Genomic DNA, 11,745 nt, shown 5'->3' on the forward strand with positions numbered 1-11,745 from the left:
ACTCCTCCATTCGCTGCTTGCTTACCCCGCCGCCTGCGTCTTTGCCGGGCCCAGGTGGCGGTGGTGCGAATTCTGCGAGCCTGCGCCGGCGAGGTCAATCGCCCGCAAGCTTGCCTTGTTGAGGTCGTTCATGAAAACCACCCGCTCCCGCCCTGGCAACGAAGTGTTGCAGGCGCTCAAGGCCTGCCGCGCCGGCTTTGCCAACATCGGCCTGTTCACTGCGGTGATCAACCTGCTGATGCTGGCGCCGGCGCTGTACATGCTGCAGGTTTACGACCGGGTGCTGTCTTCGGGCAACGAGATGACCCTGCTGATGCTCAGCCTGATGGTGCTGGGCTTGTTCGCCTTCATGGGCCTGCTGGAATGGGTGCGCAGCCTGGTGGTGATCCGCCTCGGCACGCAGATGGACATGCGCCTGAACCCACGGGTGTTCGAGGCCGCTTATCAAGCCAGCCTGGCTGGCCACAAGGGCGCGGCGAACCAGGTGTTGAGCGACCTGACCACCTTGCGCCAGTTCGCCACCGGCCAGGCGCTGTTCGCCTTTTTCGATGCGCCATGGTTCCCGGTGTACCTGCTGGTGATGTTCCTGTTCAGCCCATGGCTGGGTTTGATGGCGTTGGTGGGCGCGGTGCTGTTGACGATTCTCGCCTGGGTCAACGAGCGCCTGACCCAGGCGCCGTTCGCCGAAGCCGGGCAGTTGGCGCAGCAGGCCGGGCAGCAGGCCGGCGCCAACCTGCGCAATGCCGAGGTGATGGAGGCGATGGGCATGCTGGCGGCGGTGCGCCAGCGCTGGGCCCAATTGCACCACGGGTTTCTCCTGCGCCAGAACCTCGGCAGCGAACGCACGGCGGCGGTAACCGCCGTGTCCAAGAGCCTGCGCCTGGCCCTGCAATCACTGGTGCTGGGCCTGGGGGCGTGGCTGGCGATCGAGCAACTGATCACCCCGGGGATGATGATCGCCGGTTCCATCCTTATGGCCCGGGTGCTGGCGCCGATCGACCAACTGATTGCCGTGTGGCGCCAGTGGGGGGCGGCACGCCAGGCCTATGAACGCTTGCACACCCTGCTCAGCGAGCAGCCACCGCGTGCGCCCGGTATGCCGTTGCCGGTACCTGGCGGGCGCTTGCTGGTGGAGCAACTCAGCGCCCTGCAGCCGGGCACGCGCAAGCCATGCCTGGCCAATCTCGGCTTCGAGCTGGCGGCCGGCGATAGCCTGGGCATCATTGGCGCGTCAGGCTCGGGCAAGTCGACCCTGGCGCGGCTGCTGGTTGGCGCCGCAACACCGGCAGCCGGCAAGGTGCGCCTGGATGGCGCCGAGTTACAGCACTGGGACAAGAGCCTGCTCGGTGCCCACATCGGTTACCTGCCCCAGGATGTGCAGTTGTTCGCCGGCAGCATTGCCGAGAATATCGCCCGTTTGGGTGAAGTGGATTCGCACCAGGTAGTGGCTGCCGCGCAACTGGCCGGTGTCCACGAGCTGATCCTGAAACTGCCCAACGGCTACGACACCCAGCTCGGTGAAGGCGGGGCGGGACTGTCCGGTGGCCAGCGCCAGCGCATTGGCCTGGCCCGGGCGTTGTACGGCCTGCCGGCGCTAATCGTGCTTGATGAACCCAACTCCAATCTCGATGACTTCGGCGAACGCGCGCTGCTCGAGGCGATCCGCCAGGTCAAGGCGCAGCAGCGCACGCTGATCCTGATTACCCATAAATCCAGCCTGCTGGCGGCGGTAGACAAACTGCTGGTGCTGCAGAACGGCCAGATGCAGGCCTTCGGCCCGACCGCGCGGGTGCTGCAGGATTTGCAGCGCAGCCACAAACCGGCCGGCATTCCCATGCCTGCTCCGACTACAGCATTGCGCAGCGCAACCAGCGTCAGCATGAGCTACGGCTCCCCGAGATCTTGAACATGACCGCCCCTCAGTCGCTTCACGCCCATGCCACTGCTGACAACCTGTTGAGCCTCAATGCTCACCGTCACAGCCGTCTGGGCCGCTGGCTGGTGCTCGGCGGCTTTGGCGGTTTCATCCTCTGGGCAGCCCTGGCGCCGCTGGATAAAGGCGTGCCGGTGTCGGGCAACGTGGTGGTCGCCGGCAGTCGCCAGGCCGTGCAGCATCCCACCGGCGGCACCATCGAACGCCTGCTGGTACGCGATGGCGACAGCGTCAGTGGCGGCCAGGTGCTGGTGCAGATGGACGCCACCCAGGCCCAGGCTCAGCACGATTCGTTGCGGGTGCAATACGTCAACGCCCGAGCCAGTGAAGCGCGCCTGCAGGCCGAGCGCGACGGCCTGGCCAGCATCACCTTCCCGGCCGAGCTGCAGGCGCTGGCCACTGAACCCTGGGTCGCCACCGCCCTTGAGCTGCAGCGCCAATTGCGCAGCAGCCGACGCCAGTCGCTGGACATGGAGCTGGCCGGCCTGCGCGAGAACATCGCCGGCGCCGAGGCCATGCTCGCCGGTGTGCAGGGCTCTATGAGCCACAAGCAGGAACAACGCGCTGCGTTCGATGAGCAACTGCAGGGCCTGCGCGAACTGGCCCGTGACGGCTACATCCCGCGCAACCGCCTGCTCGACAGTGAACGCCTGTACGCCCAGATCAACGGCGCGATCTCCGAAGACCTGGGCAATATCGGTCGCACCCGCCGCCAGGTGCTGGAGCTGAAACTGCGCATGGCCCAGCGTCAGCAGGAATATCAGCGCGAGGTCGGCCAGCAGTTGAGCGACATGCAGTCCAGCGCAGAAGACCTCGGCAACCGCCTGCGCAGCGCCGCCTTCGAACTGGCCAACACCCAGCTGCGCGCACCGGCCAGCGGCACGGTGGTGGGCCTGAGCGTGTTCACCAATGGCGGGGTGATTGCCCGTGGTCAGCAACTGATGGAGATCGTCCCGAGGGACGCGCCCTTGCTGATCGATGCCCGCGCGCCAGTGGAGCTGGTCGATCGCCTGCATCCGGGCCTGCCGGTGGAAATCATGTTCGTCGCCTTCAACCAGAGCAAGACTCCGCGGGTGGAGGGCGAGCTGACCCTGGTCTCGGCCGATCGCCTGGTCGATGAGCAAACCCAGCAGCCCTATTACCAGGTGCGCGCCAAGGTCAGCGATGCTGGCTTGCAGCAACTGGCCGGCCAGGACATCCGCCCCGGCATGCCGGTGCAAGCCTTCGTGCGTACCGGCGAGCGCTCGATGCTCAATTATCTGTTCAAGCCGTTGACCGACCGGGTGCATGTCGCCCTGGCAGAGGAATGATGTCGATGCGTGTGATGTGTTGCCTGCTTCTAATGGGCACCAGCCTGTCGGCCACCGCCGTGGACCTGGGCGATGCCTATGCCCTGGCTCTGCGCAACGATCCGACCTTCCATGCTGCCATCGCCGAGCGCGATGCCGGCCTTGAAAGTCGCGCCATTGGCCGCGCGGCGCTGCTGCCGAACCTGTCCTACCGCTACAACAATGCCCGCAACGATTCCGAAGTGACCCAGACCAACGCCCGCGGCAACGTCACCAGCCAGCGTGACTACCGCAGCTACACCTCGACCCTGACCTTGCAACAGCCGCTGTTCGACTACGGCGCCTGGGCCGAATACCGCCAGGGTGTGGCCAAGGCGCTGTTGGCCGACGAGCGCTTTCGTGGCCGCAGCCAGGAACTGGCGGTACGGGTGTTCGCCGCCTACAGCGAAGCCTTGTTCGCCAACGAACAGATCGCCCTGGCCCAGGCCCAGCGCCGCGCCTATGCCGAGCAACTGCAACTGAACCGGCGCCTGCTCAAGGGTGGCGAGGGCACCCGCACCGACCTGTTGGAAACCCAGGCCCGTTACGAACTGGCCCAGGCTCAGGAAATCGAAGCCGGCGACAACCTTGATGCAGCCCTGCGTACCTTGCAGGCGATCATCGGCGAGCCGCTGGACGTCGCCGACCTGGCGCCCTTGAGTGGCGAGTTCCGGGTTCAACCCTTGCAGCCGCTACGCTTCGAAAGCTGGCGGGATCTTGCCGTGGCCCACAATGCCGAACTGGCCTCCCAGCGTCACGCCCTGGTTGCCGCCGACTACGCTGTCGAGCGCCAGCGCGCCGGCCACCTGCCGACCCTGAGTGCCTACGCCAGCACCGGCAAGTCCAGCTCAAGCTCGGAAAGCAGCTACGACCAGCGCTATGACACCGACAGCATCGGCATCCAGTTCAGCCTGCCGCTGTTCGCCGGCGGCGGGGTGTCGGCCTCTACCCGCCAGGCTGCTGCCGAGCGTGACAGTGCGCGTTTCAGCCTCGACGGGCAGATCGCCGATACCGTCAACCAGTTGCGCAAGCAGTTCAACCTCTGCGCCAGCAGCACGGCGAAGATCCGTGCCTATGAACTGGCAGTCAAATCCGCCCGCGGTTTGATTACCGCAACGCGCAAAAGCGTGGCAGGTGGTGAGCGGGTCAACCTCGACGTGCTGGATGCCGAGCAGCAGCTCTACAGCGCCCGCCGCGACCTGGCCCAGGCGCGCTACGACTACCTGCGCGCCTGGCTGCAGTTGCGTTACCTGGCCGGGGTGCTGGAGCCGCAGGACTTGCAACAACTCAATGGCTACTTTGCTTCGCGCTGAAACAAAAAGGCCGGTGCATGTGCACCGGCCCCGAAGATTCAACTGCTAACTCATTCAGTGTTCCGAAACCGTCTCTCGTCGCGCCGGCGGTTCTCCATGCTCGCCCTCGCTCATCACCGGCACTTCCTTGCCCTCGGCGTTGAACAGCTTGCCGTCTTCGAAGTAGTCACCATCGCGCAGGGCGGAGATATCCGAGTAGTGGATGGTGCGTTCGTAAGCGGCAGCAAACACCGACTGCTGGTCGGAGTTACCGGTGGTGAAGTGGTTGAACACCAGGTTGAGGACGATGGCCATGATCGCCGCCGAGCTGATGCCGGAGTGGAAGATGGTCTCGAACCAGTTGGGGAACTGCGCGTAGAAGTTTGGCGCAGCGATCGGGATCATGCCGAAGCCCAGGGAGGCGGCGACGATGATCAGGTTGACGTTGTTCTTGTAGCTGACCTTGGACAGGGTGCGGATACCGCTGGCGGCGACGGTGCCGAACAGCACGATGCCGGCGCCACCGAGTACCGAGGTCGGCACTGCGGCAATCACCCGGCCCATGATTGGCAGCAGACCAAGCACTACCAGGATCACCCCGCCGGTGGCTACCACGTAGCGGCTCTTGACCCCGGTCACGGCGACCAGGCCGACGTTCTGGGCGAAGGCGCTCTGGGTGAAGGAGCCGAAAATCGGCGCCAGGATGCTCGAGGCCATGTCGGCGCGCAGGCCGTTACCCAGGCGTTTGGAGTCGACCTTGGTGTCGATGATTTCACCGACTGCGAGGATGTCCGCCGAGGTTTCCACCAGGGTCACCATGATCACGATGCACATCGACAGGATGGCGGCGATGTGGAAGGTCGGCATGCCGAAGTGGAACGGTGTTGGCATCGCCACCAGCGGGCCGTCGAGGACCTTGCTGAAGTCAGCCATGCCCAGCGACCAGGCGATCAGGGTGCCGATCACCATGGCCAGCAGGATCGACAACCGCGAAATGGTCGCGCTGCCCAGCTTGCTCAGCACCAGGACGATGACGAAGGTCAGCCCGGCCAGGCCGATATTGGCCATGCTGCCGAAATCCGGCGCCTTGCTGTTGCCACCCATCACCCAGCGCGCGGCCACTGGCATCAGAGTCAGGCCGATGGTGGTGATGACGATGCCGGTCACCAGCGGCGGAAAGAACTTGGTGATCCGCGAGAACACCGGAGTAATCAGAAAGCCGATCAGCGACGCCGCCATGACCGCGCCCAGTACCCCGGGCAAGCCACCACCGCCTTCACTGCTGAGAATTGCGCCCATGGTTGCCACACCGGCGAACGATACGCCCTGCACCAGCGGCAACTGGCAACCGAACCACGGCAGGCCGAGGGTTTGCAGCAGGGTGGCAAGGCCACCGGCAAACAGCGACGCGGCGATCAGCAGGCCGATATCGGCAGGGCCCAGGCCGGCCGCCTGGCCGAGGATCAACGGCACGGCGACGATACCGCCGTACATGGTCAGAACATGCTGCAGGCCATAAGCCAGGTTGGCGCCAAGGCCCAGGTTCTCGTCTTCGGGACGCTGGGCTGAAGACGTGCTAGGGGAGGACGTATTCATGGGGCAAGTTCTCAGTTTTATTGTTGTGGCGCTACTGTAGACAAGTCCTACACGGTAATGCCAGAACAATTGTATACAATTTTTAGATTTGCGTAGGAACAGTCCTACCCGTGGTTTGGCTTCAGGGCTGGATGCAGATTCTGTTCCAAGAGCCACAGGCCAGCGCCACAGGGCCTCGTGCGGGCACCGTGGGGCTGGCTATAAAGCTGTCCAAACGGACAAGAAAGGTATTTGGAGGAAGGTAGGTAGGAAGCTAAGAGTTTCTAAACTTCGATCAGTTGGTGGAACTCGCGCTCCAGTTCGGTGCGATCGGCCAGATTAAGCTCGATCAGGCGGCACAGATGCTCCAGCGAAGGCAGGTCGATATGCAGGCAGATAAAGCCGAGCTGCTGTTCATCGATATGGCGCAGTTGCACCTGCATCTCGACCTGCGCGCCTTCACCCAGGTGAATCACCGCATCGAACAGCTCTTCGAGGTCGGCGTCCCAGGGTTCGGGGTATTCGATCAATATGCCCTTGAGGGAGATGTCCAGCAGGCTGACCTGCCAACGGTGTTCGCCTTGCACCAGTTCGGTGGGGGCGTCGAAGGCAATGCGTTTGAAACGTCGACGTTCTTGGTGGTCGCTCATGTTCAGGCACTCCGGGGTTCTTCCTGACTATAGCTCAGCACTTGCCAAGGCCCGCGCAAGGGCGCATAACGAGATTTGTTCAACCACGCTGGAGGGCTCTAGACCAACGTGGGGGCTGGCCTTTCCTGCCAGTATCGCTAGACTCGAAAGGCTGTCTTTTATCCACTAGCTGGAAGCAAACCATGAACAACAATAATAGCCTGCTACGCCACATTCCGTGGCTGGCGCTGGCAGTCATAGGAGCCTGTGCGCTGGGTGTGGTCGCCCTGCGTCGTGGCGAGGCCATCAACGCCTTGTGGATCGTCGTCGCTTCGGTGGCTATCTACCTGGTCGCCTACCGCTACTACAGCCTGTTCATCGCCACCAAGGTGATGCAGCTGGACCCGCGTCGGGCTACCCCGGCGGTGGTTAACAACGACGGTCTGGACTACGTGCCGACCAACAAACACATTCTTTTCGGTCACCACTTCGCCGCGATTGCCGGTGCCGGCCCCTTGGTCGGCCCCGTGCTGGCGGCGCAGATGGGCTACCTGCCCGGTACCCTCTGGCTGATTGCCGGGGTGGTACTGGCCGGTGCGGTCCAGGACTTCATGATCCTGTTCCTTTCCACCCGCCGTAACGGCCGCTCGCTGGGCGACATGGTCCGTGAAGAAATGGGCCGGATCCCGGGCACCATTGCCCTGTTCGGCTGCTTCCTGATCATGATCATCATCCTCGCGGTGCTGGCGCTGATCGTGGTCAAGGCCCTGGCCGAGAGCCCATGGGGCATGTTCACGGTAATGGCGACCATCCCGATCGCGATGTTCATGGGCATCTACATGCGCTACATCCGCCCGGGCCATATCGGCGAGATCTCGCTGATCGGTGTGGTGCTGCTGTTGCTGTCGATCTGGCTGGGGGGCCAGGTTGCCGCCGACCCGGTCTGGGGCCCGGCGTTCACCTTCACCGGCGTGCAGATCACCTGGATGCTGGTGGGCTACGGTTTCGTTGCCGCAGTACTGCCGGTATGGCTGGTGCTGGCGCCGCGTGACTACCTGTCGACCTTCCTCAAGATCGGCACCATCGTTGGCCTGGCCATCGGCATCCTGATCATCGCACCGGAGCTAAAAATGCCGGCGCTGACCCAGTTCACCGACGGTACCGGCCCGGTGTGGAAGGGCACACTGTTCCCGTTCCTGTTCATTACCATCGCCTGTGGCGCGGTATCGGGCTTCCATGCGCTGATCTCCTCGGGGACCACGCCCAAGCTGCTGGATAACGAAGTCAACGCCCGCTACATCGGCTACGGCGGCATGCTCATGGAGTCGTTCGTGGCGATCATGGCCATGGTTGCCGCTTCGGTGATCGAGCCAGGCGTGTACTTCGCCATGAACAGCCCGGCCGCAGTGGTCGGCTCTGATGTCGTCTCGGTGGCGCAGACCGTCAGCAGCTGGGGCTTTGCCATTACCCCCGATGCGCTGGAAGCGGTCGCCAAGGACATCGGTGAGCACACCATCCTGGCCCGTGCCGGCGGTGCGCCGACCCTGGCAGTGGGTATCGCGCAGATCCTTCACCAGGTGCTGCCGGGTGAAAACACCATGGCCTTCTGGTACCACTTCGCGATCCTGTTCGAGGCGCTGTTCATCCTTACCGCGGTGGACGCCGGTACCCGTGCCGGGCGCTTCATGCTCCAGGACCTGCTGGGCAGCTTCGTACCTGCGCTCAAACGCACCGAATCGTGGGGCGCCAACTTGCTCGCCACCGCCGGTTGCGTGGCGCTCTGGGGCTACCTGCTGTACCAGGGCGTGATCGATCCGCTGGGCGGCATCAATACCTTGTGGCCGCTGTTCGGTATCTCCAACCAGATGCTCGCCGGTATCGCCCTGATGCTCGGCACCGTTGTACTGATCAAGATGAAGCGCCAGCGCTACATGTGGGTCACCCTGCTGCCTGCGGTATGGCTGCTGATCTGCACCACCACCGCCGGCTTCATCAAGCTGTTCGACCCGAACCCTGCGGTCGGCTTCCTGGCGCTGGCCAACAAGTACAGCGTGGCGCTCGATGCCGGGCAAGTACTGGCCCCGGCCAAGGACATCGGCCAGATGCAGCACGTGATCTTCAACGCCTACACCAACGCGGCCCTGACCGGCCTGTTCCTGTTCGTGGTCTTCAGCATTCTGTTCTTCGCCCTCAAGGTCGGCATCGCTGCCCTGGGCAAAAAAGAGCGGACTGACAAAGAGTCCCCGTTCCAGGCCCTGCCGGATGCGTAACCCTAGAGGAATGCAGTGATGTTCAACGATCTCGGTCGACTGGGTAAGTACCTGGGGCAGGCAGCCCGCCTGATGGTCGGCATGCCCGACTACGACAACTACGTCGAGCATATGCAGACCAAGCACCCGGACAAGCCGGTGATGACCTACGAGGAGTTCTTCCGCGAACGCCAGGAGGCTCGTTACGGCGGCAAGGGTGGGCCCAAGTGCTGTTGAACAACGGCACGCAAGGCTAGTGACAAAGCTGTGGGAGCCCGGTTCGCGCCGCGCTCCCACAGTCATTTTCAGCGTTCAGGAGTATTCGGTTTGTTATCTCCCATTCCCGTTACCGTGCTCAGCGGTTTTCTTGGCGCCGGCAAGACCACCTTGCTGCGCCACCTGCTCAAGGCCGAGCACGGCCTGAAGATCGCCGTGATCGAAAACGAATTCAGCGATGCCGGCATCGACACCCAGTTGCTGGGCGATGAGCCGGTACAGGTCATGACCCTGGCCAACGGCTGCGTGTGCTGCAGCATCCACACCGACCTGACCAAGGCGTTGTTCCTGCTGCTCGAGCGCCTGGACAGCGGCGAGATCGCCTTCGACCGCCTGGTGATCGAGTGCACCGGTCTTGCCGACCCGGCGCCGGTGGCGCAAACCTTCTTCATCGACGAAGAGCTGCGCGAGCGCTACATCCTCGATGGCATCATCACCCTGGTGGATGCCGCGCATGCCGATCAGCACCTGACCCAGACCATCGCCCAGGCCCAGGTCGGTTTCGCCGACCGCCTGCTGGTGAGCAAGACCGACCTGGTCGATGCTGCCAGCTTCCAGGCCCTGAGCGAGCGCCTGGGGCGAATCAACCGCCGCGCGCCGATCCGGGTGGTGGACAACGGCAAGATCGATCTGGCCGAGTTGCTCGATGTGCGTGGTTTCAACCTCAATGCAAGCCTGAACTTGCGGCCGGTAGTAGCGGCTTCGAGTATCGACCGGATCTCCAGCATGGTGTTGCGCACCGACAAACCGCTGGACATCGATCGCCTCAGCGACTTCATGAACCAGTTGCTGGAAGAGCACGGCAAGCAGTTGCTGCGCTACAAGGGCGTGCTGAACATTGCTGGCGAAGATCGGCGCCTGGTGTTCCAGGGCGTGCTCAAGCTCTATGGCTTTGACTGGGACAGTGAATGGGCAGAGGGCGAGGCGCGCGAAAGTGTGATGGTGTTTATTGCCGATGATTTGCCGCAGGCGAAGATTCGTGAAGGCTTCGAGGCTTTGACTCTGTAGAAGCGGGCTTGGCCCGCGATGCGATGGTGCGATCACTATTGCATCGCGGGGCAAGCCCGCTCCTACAGGTACAAAAAAGCCCGGCTCAAGAGCCGGGCTTTTTCACCTCACAACTAAGCTTACTTGCCGTACACCGGCAGCTTGGCGCAGATGGCCTTGACCTTCTCGCGAACGGCGTCGATCACCGCTTCGTTGTTCAGGTCGGCGAGGATGTCGCAGATCCAGCCAGCCAGTTCTTTACACTCGGCCTCTTTGAAGCCACGAGTGGTCACAGCCGGGGTGCCGAAGCGCAGGCCGGAGGTGACGAACGGCGAACGTGGGTCGTTCGGTACCGAGTTCTTGTTGACGGTGATGAAGGCGCGACCCAGGGCGGCGTCGGCGTCTTTACCGGAGATTTCCTGCTTGATCAGCGACAGCAGGAACAGGTGGTTCTGGGTACCGCCGGACACCACGTCGAAACCGCGCTCGATGAACACACCGGCCATGGCCTGGGCGTTCTTCACCACTTGTTGCTGGTAGGTCTTGAACTCAGGCTGCAGCGCTTCCTTGAAGCAGATGGCCTTGGCGGCGATCACGTGCTCCAGCGGGCCGCCCTGGGCGCCCGGGAATACCGCGGAGTTCAGCTTCTTCTCGATCTCGGCGTTGGCACGCGCGAGGATCAGGCCGCCACGTGGACCGCGCAGGGTCTTGTGGGTAGTGGTGGTGACCACGTCGGCGAATGGCACCGGGTTCGGGTACACGCCTGCAGCGACCAGGCCGGCAACGTGGGCCATGTCGACGAACAGGTAGGCACCGACCTTGTCGGCGATTTCACGGAAGCGTGGGAAGTCGAGGATCTGCGAGTAGGCCGAGAAACCGGCAACGATCATCTTAGGCTTGTGCTCGACCGCCAGGCGCTCGACTTCGTCGTAGTCGATCAGGCCGTTGGCGTCGATGCCGTACTGGATGGCGTTGTACAGTTTGCCCGAGGAGCTGACGTTGGCGCCGTGGGTCAGGTGACCGCCGTGGGCCAGGCTCATGCCCAGGATGGTGTCGCCGGCCGAAAGCAGTGCCAGGTAAACGGCGCTGTTGGCTTGCGAGCCGGCGTGCGGCTGGACGTTGGCGTAATCAGCGCCGAACAGTTCCTTGGCACGGTCGATGGCCAGTTGCTCAACCACGTCGACGTATTCGCAACCGCCGTAGTAGCGCTTGCCCGGGTAGCCTTCGGCGTACTTGTTGGTCAATACCGAGCCCTGGGCTTCCATGACAGCCGGGCTGGTGTAGTTTTCCGAGGCGATCAGCTCGATGTGTTCTTCCTGGCGCTGAGCTTCTTGCTCCATGGCGGCAAAGAGATCGGCGTCGTACTTGGCAATGGTCAAATCACGGCTGAACATGGCGGTCCTCAAGGATCGTGCTGAAATAGGCGGGCATTCTACCTCATCAGCTTTTGTCTGGCATATGAAAGGGCATCATGTC

At 63.2% G+C, this 11,745-nt stretch carries 9 protein-coding genes; 6 read left to right on the forward strand and 3 right to left on the reverse strand.

Annotated elements, in window-relative coordinates; all coding sequences use genetic code 11:
- Positions 1-130: 130 nt before the first annotated feature.
- The 3 genes from ABIE20_RS02270 to ABIE20_RS02280 are packed head-to-tail and all read left to right on the forward strand — an operon-like array spanning position 131 to position 4,574.
- Positions 131-1,906, forward strand: coding sequence for a type I secretion system permease/ATPase (locus ABIE20_RS02270; protein WP_429502470.1), 1,776 nt, complete (start codon positions 131-133; stop codon positions 1,904-1,906).
- A gap of 2 nt (positions 1,907-1,908) precedes the next feature.
- On the forward strand, positions 1,909-3,243 hold the full coding sequence (locus tag ABIE20_RS02275) for an HlyD family type I secretion periplasmic adaptor subunit (protein WP_429502472.1): 1,335 nt from the start codon (positions 1,909-1,911) through the stop codon (positions 3,241-3,243).
- A 5-nt stretch (positions 3,244-3,248) separates the two neighbouring features.
- Positions 3,249-4,574, forward strand: coding sequence for a TolC family outer membrane protein (locus ABIE20_RS02280; protein ID WP_429502474.1), 1,326 nt, complete (start codon positions 3,249-3,251; stop codon positions 4,572-4,574).
- A 54-nt stretch (positions 4,575-4,628) separates the two neighbouring features.
- Here the strand turns inward: ABIE20_RS02280 and ABIE20_RS02285 are convergent, their stop codons facing one another.
- Together ABIE20_RS02285 and ABIE20_RS02290 are read right to left on the reverse strand one after the other, a co-directional pair.
- Positions 4,629-6,149 (reverse strand): nucleobase:cation symporter-2 family protein, encoded by a 1,521-nt coding sequence (locus ABIE20_RS02285; RefSeq protein WP_195885652.1) that lies wholly within the window; start codon positions 6,147-6,149, stop codon positions 4,629-4,631.
- A 263-nt stretch (positions 6,150-6,412) separates the two neighbouring features.
- Positions 6,413-6,778, reverse strand: coding sequence for a PilZ domain-containing protein (locus tag ABIE20_RS02290; protein WP_045195914.1), 366 nt, complete (start codon positions 6,776-6,778; stop codon positions 6,413-6,415).
- A gap of 182 nt (positions 6,779-6,960) precedes the next feature.
- Here ABIE20_RS02290 and ABIE20_RS02295 point away from each other — a divergent pair, with 182 nt between their 5' ends.
- The 3 genes from ABIE20_RS02295 to yjiA all read left to right on the forward strand — a co-directional run bounded on the left by ABIE20_RS02295 (position 6,961) and on the right by yjiA (position 10,290).
- Positions 6,961-9,027 carry a carbon starvation CstA family protein gene (locus tag ABIE20_RS02295; protein ID WP_429502477.1) on the forward strand — a complete coding sequence of 689 codons (2,067 nt, stop codon included), beginning with the start codon at positions 6,961-6,963 and terminating at the stop codon, positions 9,025-9,027.
- Positions 9,028-9,045: 18 nt separating this feature from the next.
- A complete protein-coding gene (locus ABIE20_RS02300) occupies positions 9,046-9,243 on the forward strand; it encodes a YbdD/YjiX family protein (protein ID WP_010226397.1) in 198 nt (65 codons plus the stop codon).
- 90 nt (positions 9,244-9,333) lie between these two features.
- Positions 9,334-10,290 (forward strand): GTPase, encoded by a 957-nt coding sequence (gene yjiA, locus ABIE20_RS02305; protein WP_429502479.1) that lies wholly within the window; start codon positions 9,334-9,336, stop codon positions 10,288-10,290.
- A gap of 119 nt (positions 10,291-10,409) precedes the next feature.
- Here the strand turns inward: yjiA and glyA are convergent, their stop codons facing one another.
- Complete coding sequence (gene glyA / locus ABIE20_RS02310) at positions 10,410-11,663, reverse strand: serine hydroxymethyltransferase (protein WP_429502481.1); 1,254 nt, start codon at positions 11,661-11,663, stop codon at positions 10,410-10,412.
- Positions 11,664-11,745 lie beyond the last annotated feature (82 nt).

This window comes from Pseudomonas sp. 2835, from assembly GCF_050435905.1.
Classification (GTDB): Bacteria; Pseudomonadota; Gammaproteobacteria; order Pseudomonadales; family Pseudomonadaceae; genus Aquipseudomonas.